The following is a 22,491-nucleotide window of genomic DNA, read 5'->3' on the forward strand; positions in this document are numbered from 1 at the left end:
CGTACCCCATTTCGCTAGAGTAGCTCACTAGTGGTTGACTCTAGAGTTACACTAGCTGGGTGACGGGCGTCAAGGGCCGGGCTCCGAACCGGCGCACCGTGAAAGCGCGCGAGACGCGCACGCGCATGCTCGACGCGGCGCGGCGGCTCTTCGTGGAGCAGGGGTACGGCGCGACCACGCTGGCCGACGTCGCGGCCGCCGCCGGCGTGGCTGTGCAGACCATCTACTTCACGTTCGGCAACAAGCGTTCGCTGTTCAAGGAGATGGTCGACGTCACGATCGCCGGTGACGAGGAGCCGGTGGCCACAGTGGACCGTGACTGGTTCCGGGCCGGGATCGAGGCGCCCACCGCGCAGGCCCACCTGCGGGCACACGTCGCCGGCACCACCGTCGTGCTCGACCGGGTCGCACCGATCATCAAGACGGTCGAGTCGGCCGGCGCGACCGATCCCGAGATCGCGGGGCTCTGGCCCGACGCGGACCCCCGCTACACGGTCGCGACGGCCGCGGCCCGGTCGCTGGTCGGCAAGCCCGGCGGCCGGCCCGGCGTCTCCGCCACCGACGCCGCCGACCTGCTCTACGGCGTCCTCTCCCCGGAGCTCTACCTGCTGCTCGTGCGCGACCGGGGCTGGTCACCCGCGCGCTTCGAGCGGTGGGCGTTCGACACCTTGCGACCGCAACTCTGCGGGGAGAAGGAGGAGCACCATGACGACGACTGACGCCGACCGCACCGCGATCGACGACCTGATCCGGCGCTGGGTCGCCGCCGTCGCGGCCGGTGACCTCGACGGCGTGCTCGCCGACCACGCCGACGACATCGTGATGTTCGACGTGCCGCCGCCGTACGCCGGTGTTCGTGGTCTGGACGCCTATCGCGAGACCTGGCCCGACTTCTTCGTCTGGCAGCGGCAGGGTGCCGAGTTCACGCTCGAGTCACTCGACGTGACGGCCGGCGACGACGTGGCCTTCGCGCACGCCCTGCTGCGCTGCGGCACACCGGAGGAGCTGGCCGCGAAGCCCGACCTGCGACTGCGGCTCACCGTGGGCCTGCGCAAGAGCGACGACCGCTGGCAAGTGACGCACGAGCACCACTCGTTCGCCGACGACAGCTAGGATCAGCGACTCGTCGACCGAGCCGTGGTAGCAGTAGGAGTTGACCAGGACCCGCGGCCGCCCGGTGACCGCGCGCAGCAGCCGGATCGCCCAGCGGTTGGCGTCGGTCGCGGTCAGCGTGAAGCTCCAGCGTGGCACGCCGAACCGCCGGGCCAGCTCGGCGCCGACCCAGGCGGCGTCCTCGGACGGCAGCATGGTGGCCAGGCCGCCGCCGGCCGCGAGCCGGTCGGTCACGGCGGCGACCACCGGCGCCGGGGAGTGCCCGGCCATCGCGGCGGTGTCGCCGAGCGAGAAGTCGACGTAGCTGTGTCCGTCCACATCGGTCACCCGGGCGCCGCGCGCCCCGGCCGCGTAGACCGGGAAGCCGCCCGCGGTCTTGTTCATCCACGTCATCGGCACCTGGCCGAAGAGGTTGCCGGCGGCCGCGTAGGCCCCGGCCGACCGGGGGTGCGTGGCGACGAACGCCGCCCGCTCGCGGGCGAGCAGCGCCAGGAGTCGATCGCGGTCGATCATCGCCGCACCGTACCAGCCGGGCGGCGGTACGGTACCGGCATGGAGTTTCAGGATGTCGTCCGTAAGCGCCGGATGGTACGCAGCTACGAGCCCGACCGTCCGGTGCCGCCCGAGGTCGTCGACCGGATCCTGCGCAACGGCCTGCGCGCCCCGTCGGCCGGTTTCTCGCAGGGCTGGGGTTTCCTGGTCCTCGACACCGCCGCCGACCTCGAACGGTTCCGGGCGGCCATGCGCCGTTGCGCGGAGCCCGAGAAGTGGTTCGCCTCCCACTTCGCCGCGCCGCTGCTGATCGTGCCGTGCGCGCACAAGGACGCCTACCTCGACCGGTACGCGGCCCCGGACAAGGGCCACGAGGACCGCTCGGACGCGTGGTGGCCGGCGCCGTACTGGGACATCGACACGGGCATGGCGTCGCTGCTGATGTTGCTGACCGCGGTCGACGCGGGGCTGGGCGCCTGCTTCTTCGGCCTGCCGATCGACGGGATCGAGCCGTTCAAGAAGGAGTTCGGGGTGCCGGCCGGCTACCGCCCGATCGGCGCGATCTCGGTCGGCTACAGCGACGAGCCGCCGCGCGACCTGCGCGGGCGCCGGCGGCCGACGCAGGACGTGGTGTTCCGCGGCAACTGGGGCTCACCCGATTAGCACGGGCGTGCTCTCGTTGTTGGCGCGGTCCAGCGACGTGACGCAGTAGCTGCCGGCCGGGCCGATCCAACTCGGCAGGTCGGTGGCCCGCACGGTCGCGACGAGGCCGGCGTTGCGGGCGACCGGGTCGGCGCGGTAGATGGCGTAGCCGGTCACGTCGTCGACCGGCCGCCAGGTCAACACGGTGCGGTCGCCGTCGAGCCGGGCCCCGGTCGGCTCCGGCGCCGGCGGCCGCCCGTCGCGCAGCCGGTCGATGGTGGGCACCAGGGCGGGCTGGGCGTAGTGCGCGTCGCGGTAGCGGGTCACCGCGCCGAGCCGGTCGGCCTTCACCTGCTTGGCGCTGAAGTGGATGCTGCCGGCCACCTGGTAGCGGTCGTTGAGCGCGAGTTGCCGGTCGATCTGGGCGGGCTCGCTCCACGGGCCCGCCTCGCCGATCCGGTAGTCGGCCTGTCCGATGTAGAGCTGCACGCCGGTGTCCTTGACGGTGTCGACCCACCAGGGCAGCAGCTTGGCGTAGTCGGCCTTGTCGAAGCCGATGTTCCAGTAGAGCTGCGGCACGATGTAGTCGAGCCAGCGCTCCCGGACCCACTTGCGGGTGTCGGCGTAGATGGCCTCGTAGCTCTCCAGGCCCTTGGTCGGTGAGCCGGCCGGGTCGTTGGCCTTGTTGCGCCAGATGCCGAACGGGCTCAGGCCGAACCGTACCCACGGCTTGGTCGCCCGGATCCGCTCGCCGATCTCGCGGACGAAGGTGTCCACGTTGGACCGCCGCCAGTCGCCGCGGGACATCCCGCCGCCGTACCTTGCGTAGCTGCGGTCGTCGTTGAACTCGTAGCCCTCGGGGTAGGGGTAGAAGAAGTCGTCGAAGTGCACGCCGTCGATGTCGTAGCGGTTGACGGCGTCGAGGATCGCGTCCTCGACGTGCCGGCGGGCCTCGGGGACGCCCGGGTCGAAGTAGAAGCGGCTGTTCTTCTCGCCCTCGGGGAAGGCCACCGCCCACTCCGGGTGCTTGCGCAGCGGATGGTCGGGCGCGAGCTTGGCGAAGTCGGCGCCCGCGCCGCCGGAGGTCGCCGGCTGGCTGCCCCGGTAGGGGTTGAACCAGGCGTGGAACTCTAGGTTGCGGGCGTGCGTCTCGGTCACCATCCAGGCCAGCGGGTCCCAGCCCGGGTCCTTGCCGCGCTCGCCGGTCAGCCATTCCGACCAGGGCGCGTACGGGGACGGCCAGAACGCGTCGCCGCTCGGCCGCACGTGCACGAACACCGCGTTGTGGTTCATCTTCTGGGCGAGGTCGAGCCAGCCCAGGTATTCGGCCTTGACCTTGGCCTCGGGCAGGCCCGGCTTGCTGGGAAAGTCGATGTTGCTGACGGTGGTCAGCCACATGCCGCGCAACTCGCGCTTGGCGACCAGGTTCGCGGTGTCACAGATGGCCGTCGCGCCGGCGGGAGCGTTGTCCGGACCCTTCTCGGAGTCGTTTCCGAGCAGGCTGACACCGGCCGGCACCGTCACCGCGAGAACGACGACCACCAACCCGATGAGCAACCGACGCTGCACCCGCAAGACGCTAGGCCCATGATGTGGACGCGGTCAACGGAGCAAAGGCCCACATAAGGAAAGCGACCCCTTCAGGTACGAAACAGCGGGCGCGGCCCGGGCGGTCGGGGCGCGGCGCGGGCTGGTTGAATCGGGCGATGGTGCAGATCCGCCCGCTCGAGACGACCCACGCCGCGCCGCTCGCCGCCGTCTACCTCGCCAATCGCGAGTTCCTCGCCCCGTTCGAACCCGACCGCGCCGAGTCCTTCTACACCGCCGCGGGGCAGTTGGAACGGATCGAGGCCGTGCACTCCGATCCCCACGTCCACCGCTGCGTCATCGAGTCCGACGGCGAGATCGTCGGGATGATCTCCCTCAGCGTGATCGAGTACGGCCCCGCGCAGTCCGCGAACCTCGGCTACTGGGTGGCCCAGGCTGCCAACGGCCGCGGCGTCGCCTCGAAGGCGGCCGCGCTCATGCTCGAGACGGCGTTCGGCGAGTTCCGCCTGCACCGGGTGCAGGCCGGCACCAAGCTCGACAACATCGCCTCGCAGAAGGTGCTGGAGCGCAACGGCTTCGAGCGGATCGGTGTCGCCCGCTCCTACCTGCACGTGGCCGGCGAGTGGCACGACCACGTGCTGTTCCAGCGGATCAACGACGACTGGCAGCCGGCGTGAGCGAGCGGCGGAGCATCTCCAGCGGGTCCGTCTTCGAAGAGCGGATCGGGTACGCCCGCGCGGTGGTCGACGGCGACCGCGTGCACGTCTCCGGCACGACGGGCTACGACTACGCCACGATGAGTATCGCCGACGACGTGGTGGCGCAGTGCGCGCAGGCGATCCGCAACGTCGAGGCGGCGCTGGCCGAGGCCGGCTGCACGCTGGCCGACGTGGTCCGGGTGCGCTACCTGCTGCCGGACCGCGCCGACTTCGAGCCCTGCTGGCCGACGCTGCGCGCCGCGTTCGGCGAGGTGCGACCGGCCGCCACGATGCTCGTCTGCGGGCTCGCCGAGCCCGCGATGCGGTTCGAGATCGAGGTCGACGCCCGGCGCCGGTGACGGCAGGCGACGATGGAGGCGTGCGGAACACACCGGGCGAACTGCTGGTCGGCACCGAGGGTCGGTACGCGCGGGAGGTGTTCCACCAGCGCCATCCCACGCTGGTCGAGCAGGTCGGGCGACCCTACGGCGCGGCGCAGCGGGCAGCGCTGCGGGCCCTGCTCGACGAGTCGCTGACCGGGGTGATCCAGCGGTTGCCCGGGGACGCGCCGGACCTGGCCGACTGGGACGCCTGGGACCGCGGCCAGTTCGGCCGACCCTGGGCGGACGCGCCGTTCCTGTGGGCCGAGAGCTACTTCTACCGGCGGATTCTCGATGCCGTCGACTACTTCCGCCCCGGGCCGTGGCAGGGCGTCGACCCGTTCCGGCCCATGAAGGAGCCGGAGCTCGCCGACCTGGCGCTCGACCGGGACCTGGGCTGGGTCGCCGCGCTGCCGGCCGAACCGACGGACGCCGGCCTGGCGACCGTGGTCAAGGCGGCCGTGTTCGGCAACCGCGCCGACCTGAGCTTCCGGATGCAGGAGCCCGTCTCCGCCGACGACCCGGCGGCGCCCGACGAGCTGCTCGTCGACGAGACCGCCGCGCTGCGGGCGGCGCTGGGTGCCCGGCCGGGCGCGGTGTGCGTGGTCACCGACAACGCCGGTCGCGAGCTGCTGGCCGACCTGGTGCTGGTCAACTGGCTGCTCGACACCGGCCTGGCCGACCGGGTCACGCTGCACGTCAAGCCCGCGCCCTACTACGTCTCCGACGCGACGCCGTCCGATGTGGAGGCCGCCTGCGCCCGGCTCGGGCGGGCGTTGGATTCGCGCGTGGCCGTGCGTACCCACGCGTTCTGGTGCGCGCCGCTGGACTTCCGGGCCCTGCCGGCGGACCTGTCGGCCGACCTCGCCGCGCACGGGGTGGTCGTCGTCAAGGGCGACCTCAACTACCGCCGGCTCGTCGGCGACCGCGACTGGGACCCCGTGACACCGTTCCCGGTCGCGGCCGCCGATCTCGGCGTGCCGGTCGTCGCGCTACGCACCTGCAAGTCGGAGGTCGTCGTCGGCCTCCGGCAATCCATTGTCGACCGGCTGGACGCCGACGAGCCCCGCTGGCGGGTCAGTGGGCGGCACGGGCTGGTGCAGGTGAGGTGACGCGGGTCGCCAGGTCGACCACGAACGGCTCGCCGACCGGTGACAGGCAGGTCACCCGGCCGCGCGGGTTGAGTCGGTCGTCGGCCCGGTAACGCTCGGCCAACTCCGCGTCGGCCGCGGCGTCGCCGGCCTCGGCGGCCAGCAGCAGGGCCGCGATCTCGTCGGCCAGCGCGGCGCGGGCCGGGTCGACGTCGTCCGACATGTCGCCCCAGACGTCCCAGAGCAGCACCTCGTCGCCCTGCCGGGCGGCCAGCTCGCCGAGCACGTAGTCCCGGATGAACCACTCGCCGCGCAGCGGCATCGACGGGTCCACGCCGTAGGTGTCGGCGTCGACCTCGCCGCGCCGGTAGGCGGTCCACACCGCGGCGGCGGTCGCGAACGGGGCACCGGCCGACTCGGGGCGCGGCATGTCGTCGGGGTCGAAGGGCCAGTCGCCGGGCCCGATCTGCGGGTCGGCGAGCACCCAGCGGTCGCCGTCCCAGTAGTCGGCGACCACGTGGTCGTGGTGCCAGCCCGGCACGAAGAAGTAGTCGGCGAAGCCGATCCGGACGCGGGCGGGGACGCCCCGGTGCCGCAGCGCCGCGACGGCGAGCAGGGAGAAGTCGCGGCAGCAGCCGCCGACCCGGGCGTCGGCGGCGCGGGGCCGGTCGAGCGGGGCGGCGTGCCGGGACTGGTCGGTGGCGAGCAGGCGGTCGATCCACCGGTGGTTGACGTCCTGCACGTGCGCGGCCGGGAGCGTGACGTGGGGGTCGCGGTAGTGCGTGATGACGTTGCGCACCACCGCGGTCAGCTCGCGCGGGTCGGTGGGCAGGTCGTCGAAGAGGTGCGCGTACGCGCCGGGATCGCTGTAGGCGGTCTGCCGGGTGAGGTTCATCGCTGTTGACTCTCCACTGTGGATCGGACGGGAACGGCGACGTGCACGAACGGGTCGTCGTCGGTGATCTCGGACCATTCGGCGAAGTAGATCTCGCGGGGCGCGCCGGTCGTCGGCAGGCCGGCCGCGTGGACGTGGTCCTCGACGTCGTCGTACGCAAACATGATCTTGGGATAGAAGCAGTCGCCGCGGGTGACCGTGACGGCCGCGAGGGTCTGTGCCGGCTCGACCCGGATGACGATGTCGCCGGCCGGTTCGACGGTGCCGGTGAACGGCAGCGCGACCTCGACCGGGGCCTCGCTGTCGGGGGTGACGTGGCCGTGGAACAGGAACCACCGCTCGCCGGCCGGCTCGGCGCCGGCCGCCCGCAGGTGCGCGTCGATCTCGGCCGCGCAGGCGAGCGAGGTCGGCACGATCGACTGCTGGTCACACTCGCGGGTGATGGTGGCGACCTTGGTCGACGGTCGTTCGAGCATCGTGACCGGGTACGGCGTGCGGGCCGGCCCGCTGCGGGTGAGCTGCGCGCGCAGATAGTCGACGCTGGCCCGGCGGGCGCGGGCCTGCGCCTCCTGCGCCTGCCACCAGCGTTCGAGCCGGATGGCCGCGTCCGCGTCGTCGTCGGCGGCCAGCACCTCGGCGACGATCGCGAGCGGCATGTCGAGCTGGCGGAGCAGGCTGATCCGGCGGGCGCGGTCGACCTGGTCGGTGGTGTAGCGCCGGTAGCCGGTGGCCGGGTCGACGCTGGCCGGCTTCAGGAGCCCCGACACCTCGTACAGCCGCAGGGCTTTGGGTGACAAACCGGTTCGGCGGCCGAACTCGCCGATGGTCAGGTCGCGCACGTCCATGAGAGCAAGTCTTCACCTTGACCAAGGGACAAGGTAAAGAGCGCAACGTTGCGGGTATCTGGATGCGTCTCTCTAATAAGCGACGGGGAGGACGCCGCATGCCGCCCGACATTCCCGCCAGTTCCGATATTCCCGCCAACTCCGATAAATCCGCTGATGCTCCGGAGAAGAAGAAGCGCCGCTCGACGATTCCGCGCTGGGCCCGGATCTGTGTGATCGTGGGCGCGGTGCTGATGGTCGCCAGCGGCGGCCTGATCGTCACGTCGCAGGCGCTGCTGGCCCGCTACGAGGGCGCCGTCACCACCGAGGACCTGTTCGGCGAGGGCACCGACGTCGAGCCGAAGAGTGACATCAAGGGTCCGCTCAACATCCTGCTCGTCGGGATCGACCCGCGCGAGGAGAAGCAGCTTCCCCTGGCCGACTCCATCATGATCATGCACATTCCCGCCGGGCTCGACCGCGGCTATCTGTTCTCGCTGCCGCGGGACCTGGTCGTCGAGATCCCGCCGTTTCCGAAGGCCGGTTTCGACGGTGGCCGCGACCGGCTCAACTCCGCGATGGCGCGGGGCAGCCGGGTTCCTGGTGGTAGCACCCCCGACCGGGCCAGGGGGTTCGAGCTGCTGTCGAACACCGTGAGCCGCTACACCGGGATCGAGCGGTTCGACGCCGGCGCGATCGTCAACTTCAACGGCTTCAAGAAGATCGTGGACGCGATGGGCGGCGTCACGATGACCGTCGACCAGGACGTCGTCTACTCGGAGCACATGACGCCCGACGGCAAGCACCGGCCGAACAACGGCTGTGGGTGCGAGCATCCCTACTACGGCCCGCAGGCGAAATACACCAAGGGCACCCACACGTTCAGCGGGTGGCAGGCGCTCGACTACGTGCGGCAGCGCTACACCGTCAAGGACGGCGACTACGGGCGGCAGCGGCACCAGCAGCAGTTCGTCAAGGCGATGGCGCAGCAGGCGCTGAGCAAGGACGTGCTGACCGACTTCCCCAAGCTCGACCGGGTGATCCGGGCGGCGGGCGAGTCGCTGGTGTTCAACGGGCGGGGGCACAGCGTCGCCGAGTTCGCGCTGGCGCTGCGGGGCATGCGGCAGGACTCGATCACGATGGTCAAGCTCAAGGGCGGGACCGTGCGCAACTCCAGCGGCTCGTACGCCGGTGAGGCCCTGCAGCCGGAGGCCAAGGAGTTCTTCGCGGCGCTCGCGGCGGGCACGGCCGACGCGTTCATCGCCGCGAACCCGGACATGGTCAACCGGTAGCGTCCCGGGAATGTCGGAGAGCCGGATCCGGGACGCGTACGACACGGTGGCCACCGCCTACGACGCTGCGCTGCGCACGGAGTTGGCGGCCAAGCCGGTCGACCGGGCGCTGCTCGACGCGCTGCTCGAACTCTGCCCGGGCATCGTGGCCGACGTCGGCTGCGGTCCCGGGCACGTGACGCGGCACCTGGCGGCCCGGCACCGCGCGGTGGTCGGCGTCGACCTGTCGCCGGAGATGGTCGCGCTCGCCCGGTCGGCGGCGCCGGAGCTGAGCTTCGAGGTGGGCTCGATGCTGGACCTGCCGGTGGCCGACGGCGCGTGGTCGGGGATCGTCGCCTTCTACTCGATCATCCATCTGACGGCCGAGGAGCGGGCGGTGGCCTTCGCCGAGTTCGCCCGCGCCCTGGCGCCGGGCGGGTGGGTGTTGATCGCCTTCCACGTGTCGGCGGCCGACCAGCCGGCGGGGAGCGTGCAGCACCTCGCCGAGTGGTTCGGGGCGGCCGTCGACCTGGACGCGTTCTATCTCGACCCGGCCGTGGTGAGTTTCGACCTGGCGGCGGCCGGGTTCTCCGTGTCGGCCAGCACGCTGCGGTCGCCGGTGCCGTCGGCGGAGTACCCGAGCCGCCGCTGCTATCTGTTGGCCCGGCGTGGTGCCTAGAGCGTGACCTTGACGGTCGGGAAGCGCCAGGTGGTCGGGTCCATGGTGCGGGTCGGCGCCTCGGCCAGGGTCAGGTTCGGGTAACGGGCGAACAGGGTCGTCAGGGCTACCTCGGTCTGGACGCGGGCGAGTGGGGCGCCGAGGCAGAAGTGCGAGCCGTGGGCGAAGCTGAGGTGGTTGTTCGGGGTGCGGTGCACGTCGAAGCGGTCCGGGTCGGTGAAGGCGCGGGGGTCGCGGTTGGCGGCGGCCAGCACGGCGGTGACCTGCTCGCCCTTGTGGATCAGCTCGCCGCCGATCTCGACGTCCTCCTGGGCCTGGCGGGGGATGGTCAACAGTTGTGGCCCGCACCAGCGCAGCAGCTCCTCGACCCCGGCGGCCGGACCGTTGGTGAGCGCGGCGAGCTGGTCGGGGTGGGCGAGCAGGGTCGGCACCGCGTTGGCGATCAGGTTGGTCGGGGTCTGGCCCGCGAGCGCGAGGTGCCAGGCGAAGGTGACGAGCTCGGTCTCGGTCAGCCCGTCGGCGCGCAGGAGGCGGCTGATCACGTCGGGCCCGGGTGTCGCGCGGCGGTGTGACACGACCTCGCGCGCGCCGTCGATGATCGCGGGCACGGCGGCGGTGAAGGCCGCGCCCTGCCCGGCGGCTACCGCGGCGCCGAAGACGTGCCACTGTGGACGGCTCTCGGCCGGCACGCCGACCAGGTCGCAGATCACCTCCATCGGCAGCGGGGTGGCGAAGTGCTCCTGGAGGTCGACGGTGCCGTCCGGGCCGGCGGCCTGCTCGAGCCGGTCGAGCAGCGTCCCGACGGTGTGCGCGATCCGCGGCCGTAGCTCCGCCGCGCGGCGGGCGGAGAACTCGGGCGTGACGAGGCGGCGCAGGCGGGCGTGCTCGGCGCCGTCCAGGTGCTGCATGGTGCGCAGGTAGGGCCGGCAGTGCTCCGGCACGTCGAGGTGCTGGTAGCTGTCGTCCCCGAGCGTGAACCGCGGGTCGGCGAGCATGGCCCGCGCCTCCGCGTGCCGGGTCACGGCGCGCATGCCCCCGAAGCCGGGCGCGGTGAGGGTGACGACCGGCGCCTGTTCACGCGCTCGCGCGTACCCGGCGATGGGGTCTCGCAGTAGGTCCGGGTCGCTGAGCTGGATCTCCATCTCGACCTTTCCAGATGTTAATATCAGATGTTCACATCATCTGAATGGTGGCGATATCTTGACACGGACATCCGCCGCGACGCCAGCCCAGGCGTCGCCGGGACGCGCGACGGGGGTGGCATGGCAAGGCTCAGCCGGGCCGAGGGGCAGGAGCGCAACAGGGCCGCGGTGCTGGCCGCGGCGCGCACGGAGTTCCTCGACCGGGGCTACCGCTCGGCCAAGATCGACTCGATCGCGGAGCGGGCCGACCTCACCCGGGGCGCGGTCTACTCCAACTTCCCGAGCAAGCGCGCGCTCTACTTCGCGGTCCTGGCGGCCGCCATGCTGACCGACCAGCCGGACGCACCGGAGCCGACGGCTGACTCACCGCGCGAGGCGCTGGCCGCGTTCGCTCGGACGTGGGTCGCCCGCCTGCCGATGTACATGGACGACGACCGGTCCCCGGCCCGCCTGGGCGCCGACCTGCTGCCGGAGATCCTGGCGTCGGAGGAGACCCGCCGGCCGTTCGCCCAGCTCATGAAGCTCAACTCGCTGCTGCTGGGCCTGGCGCTGGAGCATTTGGCGTTCGGTGACCTGCGCACCCGCACGGGCCGCCGGGTCCGCGTGGCGGAGACGGCACTGACCACATTGCACGGTGCGAGCCAGCTCGCCGCGGCCGCGCCGGGTTTCCTGGAGCCGTTCGACGTGGTCCGGGCCTGCGCGCAACTCGCCGACCTGGACCTGGACGACGCGTGGCTGCCGCCGCACCTGCCGTTCGCGGTGCGTGCGCGCCCGGTCGACGAACGCTGGTCACCGCCCGCGGGCGCACCCGCGGGCGGCCTCGTCGCGATCCTGGGCCTGTACCGCCTGAGCACGATCGAGGAAGCGGTCCGCGCGGCCCCACCCGGCACCGAGGTCACGGCGGTCCTGGTCAGCGGCGACCCGGCGGAGCTGTCCGCACTGGCGCGGCTGACGTTGGCCGAGGTGGACAACTGCCTGCGGGCGTCCTTCCCACCCACGTCGTGGCCGCGGTTGCGCGTGCTGCACGACGACGCGGGAGCGATCGCCGCGGCGGCAGGCGTGCCGTCGGTCAGCGACGCGACGGAGGCGGCGATCGTGATCCGCGACGGCCGCATCATCGCGCGAGCGGAAGGCTACGGCGCCTGCCACGGCGCCGCGACGGCCGCGAACTGAGCCGGGATGCGAACAGCGCCGCGCGTCGCGCTCGTCCTCGTGGTGGTCATCGCGCTGCTGCTCGCCGTGGTCTGGCTGCTGCAGCGGCGGCTGATCTACTTCCCGGACAGCGCGGCGGTCGGGGACGCGGGTCCGGGCACCGAGGCGCTGGTCCTGCGGACGAGCGACGGCCTCGCCCTCGGCGCCTGGCTGGTGCCGCCGTCCCGGGTGCGCGACCGGCGGGCCGCGGTGCTCGTCGCGAACGGCAACGCGGGCAACCGGGCGGACCGCCTGCCGCTCGCGAAGGCCTTGGCGGCCGAAGGCTTCACGGTGCTGCTGTTCGACTACCGCGCCTACGGCGGTAATTCGGGCAGCCCGAGCGAGCGCGGCCTCGCCCGGGACGCGCGGGCGGCCCGGGCGGCGCTGCGCGACCGCTTCACCGACGATCGGGTCCTCTATCTCGGCGAGAGCCTGGGCGCGGCGGTGGTCACCGAACTCGCGACGGAGCACCCGCCGGCGGGACTCGTGCTGCGGTCACCGTTCACCGACCTGGCCGCGGTGGGCAGCGCCCACTACCCGTGGTTGCCCGTGCGGACCATGCTCCGTGACCGGTACCCGGTGGCCGACCGGATCGCCCGGATCGAGGTGCCGACGGTCGTGGTCTACGGCACGGCCGACACGATCGTCCCGCCGGAGCAGAGCCGCACCGTCGCCGACCGGGCCGGCGGAACCTCGCGGGCCGTCGCGGTCGAGGGCGCCGACCACAACGACCCGGCGCTCGCGGCGGGCGCACCACTGATCGACGCGGTCGTCTCGGTGACGCCCGCCTGAGGCGCTGGGGCCGTCGTTGGTTTGGGCACCCGCCTGAGGCGCGGAGTCGTTGTTGGTGTCGGCCCCGCGTGCCGTGCCGGTGCCGTCGTGGTGGCGCGTGGGGGAGTCAGCGCAGCGCCCGGAGGGCGATCGCGGGTCGGAAGAGCCGGGTGGCGGGCTCCTGCAGGGCCGCGACGCGGAGGAACTGGTGTGCCACGACGGGGTCGCGCTCCGCCGCCCGGAGCAACCGTCCTGTGTAGACCCTGGCCAGGCGCACCGGGAGCGGGCGCGGGCCCGGCACCTCGGGCAGCGCCAGGTCACCGCCCACCGCGGCGGCCCAGGCGGCGTGGGCCGGTCGTGCGGCGGCGCGGAAGTACCGGCGGGCCAGGTCGTGCTCGCCGGCCATGAGCACGTCGCGCAGCGCCTCCGCCTGGCGGGCGGCGACCGACATGCCCAGCGCGTACGCCGGGTTGGTCGAGCAGATCGCGTCGCCGAGCACCAGGAAGCCGGCGGGGAACCGGCGCAGCCGGTCGTAGCGGTGCCGGACGTTCGCCGGGAAGTGCGCCACGATCGGATCCCCCAGTGCGTCCGCCGCGCGGACCGCGGCCACGACGTCCGGCGGCGCGATGTCGGCCAGGGCGGCCAGCAGACCGGCCGGGTCCCGCGGCGGATGATGACCGCCGTAGCCCGACACGGTGAGGATGGCCCGCCCGTCCTCCTGCGCGAACAGCACGATCCCGCGCGGCCGGCCGGGCCGGGCGCTGACCCCGACGACCAGCGCCGGCAGGGTGCGCGGGCGCAGCCGCCGGGTCACGTACATCAGGTCGATCGGAACCCGCTCCCGGCTCGGCGCCGGGTATCCGAGCGCGGACAGCCACGCCGGCGCCCGGCTGCCCCGGCCCGTCGCGTCCACGACCAGGTCGGCGTCGAGGGTCCCGCCGGCGGTCCGCACGCCGCTCACCCGCCCGCCGACCGCGGCCAGGTCGGTCGCGGCCACGCCGTCGCGGACGACCACGTTGGACAGTGAGCGGACCCGCGAGCGCACCTTCGCTTCCAGGAACGGCCGGCTGACCAGGCAGGCGAACGGTTCGGGCGCCGGACCGAGCAGGCGCAGCGGGCTCCCGCCGCCCGGGGCCAGCCGGAACTCGGCGAAGTCCCGGACCACCGGCGCGCCGGCGGCCACCAGTTCCGCGCAGGCGCCGGGAAAGAGCCGGTCCAGCGCCTGCGCGCCGGCGGTGACCAGCACGTGGGCGTGCCGGCCCTGCGGCACGCCGCGCCGTTGTCCGGCTTCGACGGGCAGGCGGTCGCGCTCGATCACCGTGACCCGGTCGTACACCTCGCTCAACGCCCGGGCCGCGAACAGCCCGCCGATTCCCGCGCCGAGCACCATCGCGTGTCGCATCGGTCATCACCCCGTCGTCGACGCTAGGGAGGAGCACCGCGCCGCCGCTTCGGTATGACCACGCACCGGGGCCCCGTACCCATGGGTGATTTCGCTCAGCGGATCCCGTGGGCGAAGGCGTACGCGGCCGCCGCGGTGCGCGAGTCGACGCCGAACTTGGTGAGAATGTTGCTCACGTGCCGTTCCACGGTGCGGTCGCTGATCGACAGCGTGTCCGCGATCGCCCTGTTGGATCGGCCGGCGGCGACCAGCCGCAGCACCTCCAGCTCCCGCGGGCTGAGGCCCGCCGGGCTGGGCCGCGCCGCCGGGTCGACCGCGCCGAGGCGGCCCAGCGTCTCCCGCGCCGTGTCGAGCTCGAGCGTCGCCGACGCCTCGTCGCCCAGCATCCGGCAGGCCAGGCCGATCCCGATCCCGGTGCGGGCGGCCTCGTAGGGCGCCGCCAGCTCACGCCACAGGGCGCCGGCGCGGCGCAGCTCCGGTAGCGCGGCGTCCGCGTCGCCAGCGTTCAGGTGCACGATCCCGACGGCGTACGCGCGGCGGGCCCGCAGTCCCGCGGTGTCGAACGCGACGGCGATCCCGCGCAGCTCCTCCGCGCCGGACCGGGCGGCCGCGAGGTCGGTCGCGGCCAGCATGATCTCGACGTACGCGGGCAGGAGCCGGGCCCGGGCCAGCGGATGCTCGGTCTCGCCCAAGGCCCGTCGCACCGCGGCCGCGGCGGCTTCCACCCGCCCCTGGGCCAGCCACAGCAGGGCGAGCCCGGGCTGGGTCGGGCCGCCGAACGAGCCCGCGACCCGGTAGGCGCCGGCCGCGCCCGCGGCGTCGCCGCGCAGCCGGTGCGCCTCCGCGAGCTGGTAGTGCGCCGCACCGGCCAGCGCGCTGCCGTACCCCGTGGTGAGCTGGTCACAGGCGAGCCGCGCCTCGCGCACCGCGCCGGGCCAGTCGCCGCCGAGCAGCAGCAGCTCGGCCCGGTGGATGCGGCACACGGCTGAGAAGACGCCGGTGTACTGCGGGCGGGCGTCGCACCAGGCGTTCAGCGCGAGCGTCCACTCCCGGGCCCGGCGCAGCTCGTGCAGCTCGCGGCACGCGTCGATGACGCTGCAGTAGATCCAGCTCGTCACCGGCGCCGCGGTCGTGCCGGAGCTGACCTCGACCAGCGCCTCGTCGAGGAGGGCGAGTCCCTCGACGACCCGACCCTGGCGGATGCGGGCGCGGCCCTGGATGTGCACGGCGATCGCGGTCAGGTCCGGGTCGCCGAGCCGGCCGCCGAAGGCCGCCACCTCCGTGGCGGTGGCGAACGCCGCGGCGGGGTCGCCGGCGCCGAAACGGCGCTCCGCCTCCGGGATCAACAGGTAGCCCACCTCGGCGGGCGGTGTCGCGCCCGGTGGCGCGAGCCGGTGGGCGCGGGCGAGCCAGCCACCGGCGAGGGCGGGCTCGTCCTTCACCACGAGCGCGTGCGCCAGGTAGAACGCCGTGCGCATCGCGGGACCCACCGCCCCCGCCGAGACGTAGCCGGCGTAGAGCCGTTGCCGGAGCACCACGGCGTCGTCGATCCGGCCCAGCACCTGGGTGCACTCGGCCAGCCGCTCCAGGTCGTCGACGGCGAGCGGCTCGGCGGCCCGGAACGCGGCACACGCGTCCACCCACGCGTGCCGGCGGTGGTGTTCCCGGGCCCGTTCGAGCGTGTCCACCCTGCCTCCCGGGTCCCATTGAACTCCGGTGGAGTGCGCGGCGTCAGCCGGCGGAGACGACGACCTTGCCGATCGCGCCCGAGCTTTCGACCCGGGCGTGGGCGTCGCGCATCGTCGCCGCGTCGATCGGGCCGAGGTGGGTCGTCGCGGTGGTGCGCAAGCGGCCGGCGTCGACCAGCTTCGCCGTCTCCTCCAGCAGGTCGTGCTGGTAGGTGTCCGACGGCAGCAGGATCGGCCGCGTGAACATCAGCTCCCAGTGCCAGGTCACGCTCTTCGGCTTGAGGGGCAGCAGGTCGAGGCCCTCCGGCTCGTCGGTGGCCGCGATGTGGCCGAGGGGGCGGATCAGCTCCGCGTACGCGTCGATGTTGCCCTTGGAGAACGGGCTCACGATGTAGTCGACGCCGTCCGGTGCGACCGCGCGCACCGAGCCGACCAGGTCGTGCCGGTCGACCACCTGGTGGGCGCCCATGTCGAGGGCCCACTGCCGCGACTCGCCGCGGCGCGCGGTGCCGATGATCGTCAACCCGGTGCGGGCGCGGGCGAGTTGCAGGACCATCGAGCCGACGCCGCCGGCCGCGCCGACCATCAGCAGCGTGCCGGTGCTGCGTTCGGTCAGCCCGAAGTGGTCGAAGAGCATCTCCCACGCGGTGATCGTGGTCAGCGGCAGCGCCGCCGCGTCGGCGAAGTCGAGGGTGGCCGGCTTGTGCCCCACGATGTGCTCGTTGACCACCTGGAACCGCGCGTTGCTGCCGGGCCGGTCGATCCGCCCCGCGTACCAGACCTTGTCACCGACCACGAACCGCGTCACCGCGTCGCCGACGGCCGTCACGACACCCGCGGCGTCGTACCCGAGGATCCGGAAGCCCTTCGGGTCGCTGCCCGACCTCGACTTGACGTCGGCCGGGTTGACCGAGACGGCCTCGACCTGGACGAGCAGGTCGTGGGGGCCGGGCGTCGGCACCGGCACCTCGGCGTCGACCAGGCTCTCCGGGTCGGTGATCGGCAACGGGCGGCGGTAACCGACCGCGTGCATGAGATCGCCCATGCACACAAAGCTAAATGCTGCGTTCGCTTGCGTACGCCGGATGCCGCTTCCCGGCTGACGTCGCGCGCGGCCGGATGGGAGACCGTCGAGAGCGTACGGAAATTGGCCCTTTCTCGGTGAGGAGCGCACGATGATGACAGAGCTCACGACCTACGCCGCGGACCCCGCGTGGCACAACGGCCCCTGGAACCACGGCGGCCCCGGTTGGTGGATCGTGTTCCCGATCCTCTTCTGGGTGCTGGTCGTGTCGGTGATCGGCTATTTCATCTGGAACCGGTCGCCAGGCCGCACGGCCCGGCACGCCGCAGAACAGACGTTGGCCGACCGTTACGCCCGGGGTGAGATCGACGAACACGAACTCCGTGAGCGCCGCGCGAACCTGCGCGACAAGCGCTGACCGTGCGCGGGGGCGCTGGGGTGTGCGTGCGGCACCCCGGCGCGCCCGGCGCGCCAACCGCACCGGCGGTCGCCCGCCGAGGCGGGCGTCGCCCCCGGCAGGCTTCGCCCCCGGCCGGACTTCGCTCCCGGCCGGACTTCGCCTCGGGCGGCGCGCGCTTTCGCGGCGCCGGACGTTGCCCTGGGAGGCTTCGCCTCCTCACACGGCCCGGATTCCTCCGGCGGGCGCCGCACGACGCGGGTTTTGCCTCCGGGCGGCCCGCGGTGGCCGGCGCCGCGTCGCGGACCGTGCGGGACCTAAACCGCGCCGACCCAGGCGGACCTACTCGTAATAATCGGGCTCGACCAACTCTTCATCACCCCACAGATCGTCCTCGGGTGGTGCGGACCGGCCGGCCGGCGCCGACCGCGCCGCCGGCACCGCCGCAGGGACGGCGGCCGGGGTCGGTTCCGGGAGCGACTCCGCCAGCACGTCGAGCACCTGCTGGCCGTACTTGGCCAGCTTGTTCTCGCCCACCCCGCTGATGCGCCCCAGCTCAGCGAGCGTGCCGGGTGCGTCGGTGGCGATCTGGCGCAGCGTCGCGTCGTGGAAGATGACGTAGGCCGGCATGCCCTGTTCCTTGGCCGTCGCGCCGCGCCAGGCCCGCAACCGCTCGAACGAGCCGACCGCCTCGCCCGCCAGCGCCGGCGCCGGGGAAGACTTCGACGATGTGCCGCGGGACGACGACTGGCGGGGGGTCTTCGGTGGCTCGCGGCGGAGCATGACCTGGCGTTCCTTCGAGAGCACCCCGCGGCTCGCCTCGGTCAGCGACAGCGTGCCGTAGTCACCCTCGACCGCGAGCAGGCCCTGCGCCAGCAGTTGGCGCACCGCGCCGCGCCACTCGGCCTCGGAGAGTTCGGTGCCGATGCCGAAGACCGTGAGCTTGTCGTGGTTGAAGCGGGTCACCTTGTCTGTCTGGCGGCCGAGCAGGATGTCGATGAGCTGGCCCGCCCCGAAGCGCTGGTTGCGCTCCCGGTCGAGGCGCAGCACCGTCGAGAGCAGCTTCTGCGCGGCGACCGTGCCGTCGAACGAGGACGGCGGGCTCAGGCACGTGTCGCAGTTGCCGCACGGCTGCCCGTCGGCCTCGCCGAAGTAGGCCAGCAACTGCACCCGGCGGCACTCGACCGTCTCGCAGAGCGCGAGCATCGCGTCGAGGTGCTGGCTCAGCGCGCGGCGCCGGGTGCGGTCGGCGTCGGACGTCTCGATCATCTTGCGTTGCTGGACCACGTCCTGCAGGCCGTAGGCCAGCCACGCCGTCGACGGCAGCCCGTCGCGGCCCGCCCGGCCCGTCTCCTGGTAGTAGCCCTCGACCGACTTCGGCAGGTCGAGGTGGGCGACGAAGCGCACGTCGGGCTTGTCGATGCCCATGCCGAACGCGATCGTCGCCACCATGACCAGGCCGTCCTCGCGCAGGAAGCGGGACTGGTTGTCGGCGCGGGTGCGGGCGTCGAGCCCCGCGTGATAGGGCAACGCCGGCACGCCGTTGGCCACGAGCTGCTCGGCGGTGCGCTCGACGGACGCGCGTGACAGGCAGTAGACGATGCCGGCGTCGTCCTTGTGCTCGGTGCGGAGGAACTCGAGGAGCTGGTTGGTCGGGCTCTTCTTGGGGACGATGCGGTATTGGATGTTGGGCCGGTCGAAGCTCGCCACGAACCGCTTGGCGTCGGTCAGGTTGAGCCGGGTGGCGATCTCGTCGCGGGTCGCGGTGGTCGCGGTCGCGGTGAGCGCGATCCGCGGTACCTCGGGCCAGCGCTCGTGGAGCACCGAGAGCCCGAGGTAGTCGGGGCGGAAGTCGTGGCCCCACTGCGCCACGCAGTGCGCCTCGTCGATCGCGAAGAGCGATATCCGCCCGCGCTCGAGCAGGCGCATCGTGTTGGCCGAGCCCAGCGCCTCGGGCGCCAGGTAGAGCAGGTCGAGCTCGCCGTCGACGAATGCCGTCTCCGTGTCGCGCCGCTCGCCCCACTCCTGGGTCGAGTTGACGAAGCCCGCGCGCACCCCCAGCGCCCGCATCGCGTCGACCTGGTCCTGCATCAGCGCGATCAATGGGGAGATCACCACGCCGGTGCCGGGCCGGACGATCGCCGGGATCTGGTAGCACAGGGACTTGCCACCGCCGGTCGGCATCAGGACCAGCGCGTCACCCCCGCTGACCAGCTGCTCGATGATCTCCGCCTGCTGGTTGCGGAACGTGTCATAGCCGAAGAGCCGCCGCAGCACCTCGATCGGCTCGGCTCCCACCATCTCCGCTGACGTCGCCACCCGGCGATTCTATGAGCCCCGAATTCGGGTCCGGGAAAGCCTGTGGATAACTCCGTTTGGGGGGTCCGACCGGGGGAAACCCGAAATGATGATTAAGCAGTTGATGACCAGGCTCGAACAGGCGTCCGGTCTCGACCGGATCAGTGATCCACTCCAGCGCGGCCTGCAGGCGGTCCTCAAACCGCGCATGCTCCGGGACGCCCTGCACGGCGTGCAGGTCGGCCATCCGCTGCACCCCGCGCTGGCCTCGTTCACGCTCGGCTCGTGGACCAGTGCGGCGGTCCTCGACGCGCTGCGCGGGCAGGAGTTCCCGGCGACGGCCCTGGTCGGGGTGGGAGTGGCGGGTGCGGTGCCGACCGCGCTGGCCGGTGCCAACGACTGGGCCGAACTCGATCACGAGCAGCGTCGCGTCGGTCTCGTCCACCTCACCGCCAACGTCGTGTCGGTCGCGCTCTACTCCGCCTCGCTGGCCGCCCGCCTCAAGGGTGATCACCGCACTGGCCGCATCCTGGGGTTCGCCGCGTTCGGTGTCGTCAACGTGAGCGCCTTCCTCGGCGGCCACCTCGCCTACAAGCAGGGCGCGCAGGTCAACCAGGCGGTCTCCGAGCTGCACCGGATCGGCGACGGCTGGCACCCGGTGGCCGACGTGAGCGCGCTGCCGCACGGGATGCCCGTCTCGCGAAACATCGGTGAGGTGCCGGTGCTCGTCTACCGCGACGGCGACCGCGTCTCGGTGCTGCTCGAGCGCTGCGGTCACGAGACCGGCCCGCTCGGCGAGGGCCGGGTCGTCGACATCGACGGGGACGCCTGCGTCGAGTGCCCGTGGCACGGCAGCACGTTCCGGCTCAAGGACGGCCTCGTCATGCACGGACCGGCGGGATCGGACCAGCCCATCCTGCGTACGCGAATCGTGAACGACGTCGTCGAGGCGAATCTCCCGTAGCGTCCACAAGGGAGACCCAGGGGTCGTGACATGCTTTGCCGGTGACCGAAGCTGAACTCGTTCCCGAGCCGCCGCCGCACCGGCCACGCCGGCAGCGGCGGACGGCGCTCACCCTGGCCACCATGGTGCTGCTGCTGTTCGGCGTACCGTGCGGGTTGCTGGTCTTCACCGGTCAGTCGTGGCCCGCCTGGCTCCAGGGGCTCGGCGCGGCGGTGTTCTTCTTCGGCGCCCTCGGCTACACGCGCCTCATGGTGCTCGGCCACGGCCGTCGGCACCGCGACTGGGCCGCCCGCATCGGCGACGCCACGCTCGGCGTCATCTGGGTGCTGTTCACCTGCTCGATCCTGTCGCAGGTGGTGCGCCTCGGCCTGTTCCTCGGCGGTGTCGGCGACCCGCTGCGGTCGCGGGTGACGGCCGGCGCCGCGGTGTTGGCCGCGCTGGTGCTGCTGGGTTGGGGTCACTACGAAGCCATGCGCGTCTCCCGGGTACGGGCGGTCGACGTGCTCATACCGCGCCTGGGCCCCGGGCTCGACGGCCTGCGGGTGGTGCTGCTGACCGACACGCACTACGGGCCCATCGACCGGGCGCGCTGGTCGGCCGGCGTCGTCGACGTGGTCAACGCGCTCGACGCCGACCTGGTCTGCCACACCGGCGACATCGCCGACGGCACGGTCGCGCAGCGGCTCGAGCAGGCCGCGCCGCTGGGTCAGGTGAAGGCGCGGTACGCGCGGGCGTACGTGACCGGCAACCACGAGTATTTCTCCGAAGGCCAGGGCTGGCTCGACCACATGCGCGACCTGGGCTGGGACGCCCTGCACAACCGGCACATCGTGCTGACCCGCGACGGCGACAGCCTGGTCGTGGCCGGTGTCGACGACCGCACCGCGGCCGGCTCGGGCGAGCCGGGTCACCACACCGACCACGCGGCCGCGCTCGCCGGCGCCGACCCGGACCTGCCCGTCCTGCTGCTGGCACACCAGCCGCGGCAGATCGACGGCGCCGTGGCGCACGGCATCGACCTGCAGATCTCCGGGCATACGCACGGCGGCCAGATCTGGCCCTTCCACTATCTCGTGCTGACCGACCAGCCCGTGCTGTCGGGGCTCAGCCGGCACGGGGAGCGCACGCAGCTCTACACCAGCCGCGGCACCGGTTTCTGGGGTCCGCCGTTCCGGGTCTTCGCGCCGAGCGAGATCACCCTGCTCACGTTGCGGTCGGGCCGGCCAGGTCGGTGAGCCAGTCCCGGCTGGCCCGCGCGACCCGCGCCGGCACGCCGAGGTCGTCGAGGAGGTCAGCGGCGGCGGCCATCTCGTCGACCCGCCGGCGGGCGTGGGCCAGCGAGCCGTGGGTGAGCCGGTCCAGGGTGCCGGCGTCGGCCCGGGCCAGCTCCGCGCGGATGTTGCCGTCGAGCCAGTCCTCCAGCCCGGCGGCCCGGGCGGCGGCCAGCGCCTCGACCGCGGCGGCGGCCAGTCCTTTGTAGAACACGCTGCGCAGCAGCTTGCGCGTCGCGGCGGCACCGACCGGCCCGTCGACGACCGTGACCTCGGCACCGTACGCGTTGATCAGGTCCCGGAAACGGCTCGCGGTGGGGCCGCTGGCGGCCATGGGCACGCGCAGGTCACGGCCGGGCACCGGCGCCATGATGGCCACGTCGACGACCTCGACACCGACGCCGGCGGCGATCGCCGCCGCCTGCAGCTTGACCGCCGGCGCGGCCGTGTTGAGCTCCGCCCAGACGGTGCCGGGCCGGCAGCCGGGCAGGCCCTGCCGCAGCGCGTCGAGCGCGTCGGCGGCGCTGTTGACGCTGAGCACGACGTCGGCACCGCGGCACGCGCCGGCTGCGTCGGTCGCCTCCCGCACACCGGCCAGCGCCGCCTCGCGCACGTTGCGTGGCGCCGGCTCCCGCTCGCCGCGTGGCGCCGGCTCCCGCTCGCCGCGTGGCGCCGGCTCCCGCTCGCCGCGTGGCGCCGGCTCCCGCTCG

At 72.9% G+C, this 22,491-nt stretch carries 20 protein-coding genes and 3 pseudogenes; 13 read left to right on the forward strand and 10 right to left on the reverse strand.

Annotation, left to right across the window (positions count from 1 at the left end; all coding sequences use genetic code 11):
* The first annotated feature begins 59 nt into the window (after positions 1 to 59).
* The gene (locus Asi02nite_RS22230) at positions 60 to 719 is read left to right on the forward strand and encodes a TetR/AcrR family transcriptional regulator (protein WP_239126924.1); all 660 of its coding nucleotides are present in this window, start codon (positions 60 to 62) and stop codon (positions 717 to 719) included.
* Positions 706 to 1,098 (forward strand): annotated as a pseudogene (locus tag Asi02nite_RS22235) (YybH family protein); the annotation flags it as partial. The gene Asi02nite_RS22230 and the pseudogene Asi02nite_RS22235, both read left to right, overlap by 14 nt.
* A gap of 30 nt (positions 1,099 to 1,128) precedes the next feature.
* On the opposite strand, the pseudogene Asi02nite_RS41760 reads toward Asi02nite_RS22235, so the two are convergent.
* A pseudogene (locus Asi02nite_RS41760) lies at positions 1,129 to 1,626 on the reverse strand (aminotransferase class III-fold pyridoxal phosphate-dependent enzyme); the annotation flags it as partial.
* A gap of 39 nt (positions 1,627 to 1,665) precedes the next feature.
* Between Asi02nite_RS41760 and Asi02nite_RS22245 the strand changes: the two are divergent.
* Positions 1,666 to 2,268, forward strand: coding sequence for a nitroreductase family protein (locus Asi02nite_RS22245; RefSeq protein ID WP_203715812.1), 603 nt, complete (start codon positions 1,666 to 1,668; stop codon positions 2,266 to 2,268).
* On the opposite strand, the gene Asi02nite_RS22250 is transcribed toward Asi02nite_RS22245, so the two are convergent.
* Positions 2,257 to 3,816: a glycoside hydrolase family 10-like protein gene (locus tag Asi02nite_RS22250; RefSeq protein ID WP_239126925.1), complete on the reverse strand. Its 1,560-nt coding sequence runs from the start codon at positions 3,814 to 3,816 to the stop codon at positions 2,257 to 2,259. The genes Asi02nite_RS22245 and Asi02nite_RS22250 overlap by 12 nt on opposite strands.
* Positions 3,817 to 3,953: 137 nt before the next feature.
* Between Asi02nite_RS22250 and Asi02nite_RS22255 the strand changes: the two genes are divergently transcribed.
* Genes Asi02nite_RS22255 through Asi02nite_RS22265 form a run of 3 tightly spaced genes read left to right on the forward strand, consistent with a single transcriptional unit; the run spans position 3,954 to position 5,985 of the window.
* Entirely contained in the window at positions 3,954 to 4,472 is a 519-nt protein-coding gene (locus tag Asi02nite_RS22255) for a GNAT family N-acetyltransferase (protein WP_203715814.1), read from the forward strand.
* On the forward strand, positions 4,469 to 4,852 hold the full coding sequence (locus tag Asi02nite_RS22260; protein WP_203715815.1) for a RidA family protein: 384 nt from the start codon (positions 4,469 to 4,471) through the stop codon (positions 4,850 to 4,852). The genes Asi02nite_RS22255 and Asi02nite_RS22260 overlap by 4 nt, the downstream gene beginning before the upstream one ends.
* A 20-nt stretch (positions 4,853 to 4,872) precedes the next feature.
* Positions 4,873 to 5,985: a damage-control phosphatase ARMT1 family protein gene (locus tag Asi02nite_RS22265; RefSeq protein ID WP_203715816.1), complete on the forward strand. Its 1,113-nt coding sequence runs from the start codon at positions 4,873 to 4,875 to the stop codon at positions 5,983 to 5,985.
* Here the strand turns inward: Asi02nite_RS22265 and Asi02nite_RS22270 are convergent.
* Together Asi02nite_RS22270 and Asi02nite_RS22275 are read right to left on the reverse strand one after the other, a co-directional pair.
* Positions 5,951 to 6,859: a transglutaminase-like domain-containing protein gene (locus Asi02nite_RS22270; RefSeq protein ID WP_203715817.1), complete on the reverse strand. Its 909-nt coding sequence runs from the start codon at positions 6,857 to 6,859 to the stop codon at positions 5,951 to 5,953. The genes Asi02nite_RS22265 and Asi02nite_RS22270 overlap by 35 nt on opposite strands.
* Entirely contained in the window at positions 6,856 to 7,704 is an 849-nt protein-coding gene (locus tag Asi02nite_RS22275) for a MerR family transcriptional regulator (RefSeq protein ID WP_203715818.1), read from the reverse strand. Before Asi02nite_RS22275 ends, Asi02nite_RS22270 begins: the two co-directional genes overlap by 4 nt.
* Positions 7,705 to 7,802: 98 nt before the next feature.
* Between Asi02nite_RS22275 and Asi02nite_RS22280 the strand changes: the two genes are divergently transcribed.
* Together Asi02nite_RS22280 and Asi02nite_RS22285 are read left to right on the forward strand one after the other, a co-directional pair.
* Entirely contained in the window at positions 7,803 to 8,975 is a 1,173-nt protein-coding gene (locus tag Asi02nite_RS22280; RefSeq protein ID WP_203715819.1) for an LCP family protein, read from the forward strand.
* A 10-nt stretch (positions 8,976 to 8,985) separates the two neighbouring features.
* A complete protein-coding gene (locus Asi02nite_RS22285; protein WP_203715820.1) occupies positions 8,986 to 9,633 on the forward strand; it encodes a class I SAM-dependent methyltransferase in 648 nt (215 codons plus the stop codon).
* On the opposite strand, the gene Asi02nite_RS22290 is transcribed toward Asi02nite_RS22285, so the two are convergent.
* Positions 9,630 to 10,775, reverse strand: a complete 1,146-nt coding sequence (locus Asi02nite_RS22290) for a cytochrome P450 (protein WP_203715821.1) — start codon at positions 10,773 to 10,775, stop codon at positions 9,630 to 9,632. The two genes, Asi02nite_RS22285 and Asi02nite_RS22290, sit on opposite strands and share 4 nt — an antisense overlap.
* 120 nt (positions 10,776 to 10,895) lie before the next feature.
* Here Asi02nite_RS22290 and Asi02nite_RS22295 point away from each other — a divergent pair, with 120 nt between their 5' ends.
* Both Asi02nite_RS22295 and Asi02nite_RS22300 read left to right on the forward strand, forming a co-directional pair.
* Complete coding sequence (locus Asi02nite_RS22295) at positions 10,896 to 11,948, forward strand: TetR/AcrR family transcriptional regulator (protein ID WP_203715822.1); 1,053 nt, start codon at positions 10,896 to 10,898, stop codon at positions 11,946 to 11,948.
* Between the two features lie 6 nt (positions 11,949 to 11,954).
* Positions 11,955 to 12,758, forward strand: a complete 804-nt coding sequence (locus Asi02nite_RS22300) for an alpha/beta hydrolase (RefSeq protein WP_203715823.1) — start codon at positions 11,955 to 11,957, stop codon at positions 12,756 to 12,758.
* A gap of 106 nt (positions 12,759 to 12,864) precedes the next feature.
* On the opposite strand, the gene Asi02nite_RS22305 is transcribed toward Asi02nite_RS22300, so the two are convergent.
* The 3 genes from Asi02nite_RS22305 to Asi02nite_RS22315 form a co-directional block, all read right to left on the reverse strand.
* The gene (locus Asi02nite_RS22305) at positions 12,865 to 14,139 is read right to left on the reverse strand and encodes an FAD-dependent oxidoreductase (protein ID WP_203715824.1); all 1,275 of its coding nucleotides are present in this window, start codon (positions 14,137 to 14,139) and stop codon (positions 12,865 to 12,867) included.
* Positions 14,140 to 14,234: 95 nt separating this feature from the next.
* Complete coding sequence (locus Asi02nite_RS22310) at positions 14,235 to 15,827, reverse strand: helix-turn-helix domain-containing protein (RefSeq protein WP_239126926.1); 1,593 nt, start codon at positions 15,825 to 15,827, stop codon at positions 14,235 to 14,237.
* Between the two features lie 43 nt (positions 15,828 to 15,870).
* Positions 15,871 to 16,872: a zinc-binding alcohol dehydrogenase family protein gene (locus Asi02nite_RS22315; protein ID WP_239126927.1), complete on the reverse strand. Its 1,002-nt coding sequence runs from the start codon at positions 16,870 to 16,872 to the stop codon at positions 15,871 to 15,873.
* A 130-nt stretch (positions 16,873 to 17,002) separates the two neighbouring features.
* On the opposite strand from Asi02nite_RS22315, the gene Asi02nite_RS22320 reads away from it, so the two are divergent.
* Positions 17,003 to 17,269, forward strand: a complete 267-nt coding sequence (locus Asi02nite_RS22320; protein ID WP_203715825.1) for an SHOCT domain-containing protein — start codon at positions 17,003 to 17,005, stop codon at positions 17,267 to 17,269.
* A 465-nt stretch (positions 17,270 to 17,734) separates the two neighbouring features.
* Here Asi02nite_RS22320 and recQ read toward each other — a convergent pair.
* Positions 17,735 to 19,549 (reverse strand): annotated as a pseudogene (gene recQ / locus Asi02nite_RS22325) (DNA helicase RecQ); the annotation flags it as partial.
* Between the two features lie 121 nt (positions 19,550 to 19,670).
* On the opposite strand from recQ, the gene Asi02nite_RS22330 reads away from it, so the two are divergent.
* On the forward strand, positions 19,671 to 20,510 hold the full coding sequence (locus tag Asi02nite_RS22330; RefSeq protein ID WP_239126930.1) for a Rieske (2Fe-2S) protein: 840 nt from the start codon (positions 19,671 to 19,673) through the stop codon (positions 20,508 to 20,510).
* Between the two features lie 41 nt (positions 20,511 to 20,551).
* Complete coding sequence (locus Asi02nite_RS22335; RefSeq protein ID WP_239126936.1) at positions 20,552 to 21,745, forward strand: metallophosphoesterase; 1,194 nt, start codon at positions 20,552 to 20,554, stop codon at positions 21,743 to 21,745.
* On the opposite strand, the gene Asi02nite_RS22340 is transcribed toward Asi02nite_RS22335, so the two are convergent.
* A partial coding sequence (locus tag Asi02nite_RS22340) for an NAD(P)-dependent oxidoreductase (RefSeq protein WP_239126938.1) occupies positions 21,714 to 22,491 on the reverse strand: 778 nt, incomplete at its 5' end. The two genes, Asi02nite_RS22335 and Asi02nite_RS22340, sit on opposite strands and share 32 nt — an antisense overlap.

Source organism: Asanoa siamensis (assembly GCF_016862555.1).
GTDB classification, from domain to species: Bacteria; Actinomycetota; Actinomycetes; order Mycobacteriales; family Micromonosporaceae; genus Asanoa; species Asanoa siamensis.

Coding starts and splice junctions, on each gene's coding strand:
- Asi02nite_RS22245 (WP_203715812.1), top strand. CDS start 1,666: ATGGAGTTTCAGGATGTCGTCCGTAAGCGCCGGATGGTACGCAGCTAC.
- Asi02nite_RS22255 (WP_203715814.1), top strand. CDS start 3,954: ATGGTGCAGATCCGCCCGCTCGAGACGACCCACGCCGCGCCGCTCGCC.
- Asi02nite_RS22270 (WP_203715817.1), bottom strand. CDS start 6,859: ATGAACCTCACCCGGCAGACCGCCTACAGCGATCCCGGCGCGTACGCG.
- Asi02nite_RS22275 (WP_203715818.1), bottom strand. CDS start 7,704: ATGGACGTGCGCGACCTGACCATCGGCGAGTTCGGCCGCCGAACCGGT.
- Asi02nite_RS22280 (WP_203715819.1), top strand. CDS start 7,803: ATGCCGCCCGACATTCCCGCCAGTTCCGATATTCCCGCCAACTCCGAT.
- Asi02nite_RS22285 (WP_203715820.1), top strand. CDS start 8,986: ATGTCGGAGAGCCGGATCCGGGACGCGTACGACACGGTGGCCACCGCC.
- Asi02nite_RS22290 (WP_203715821.1), bottom strand. CDS start 10,775: ATGGAGATCCAGCTCAGCGACCCGGACCTACTGCGAGACCCCATCGCC.
- Asi02nite_RS22295 (WP_203715822.1), top strand. CDS start 10,896: ATGGCAAGGCTCAGCCGGGCCGAGGGGCAGGAGCGCAACAGGGCCGCG.
- Asi02nite_RS22300 (WP_203715823.1), top strand. CDS start 11,955: ATGCGAACAGCGCCGCGCGTCGCGCTCGTCCTCGTGGTGGTCATCGCG.
- Asi02nite_RS22305 (WP_203715824.1), bottom strand. CDS start 14,139: ATGCGACACGCGATGGTGCTCGGCGCGGGAATCGGCGGGCTGTTCGCG.
- Asi02nite_RS22315 (WP_239126927.1), bottom strand. CDS start 16,872: ATGGGCGATCTCATGCACGCGGTCGGTTACCGCCGCCCGTTGCCGATC.
- Asi02nite_RS22320 (WP_203715825.1), top strand. CDS start 17,003: ATGATGACAGAGCTCACGACCTACGCCGCGGACCCCGCGTGGCACAAC.
- Asi02nite_RS22330 (WP_239126930.1), top strand. CDS start 19,671: ATGACCAGGCTCGAACAGGCGTCCGGTCTCGACCGGATCAGTGATCCA.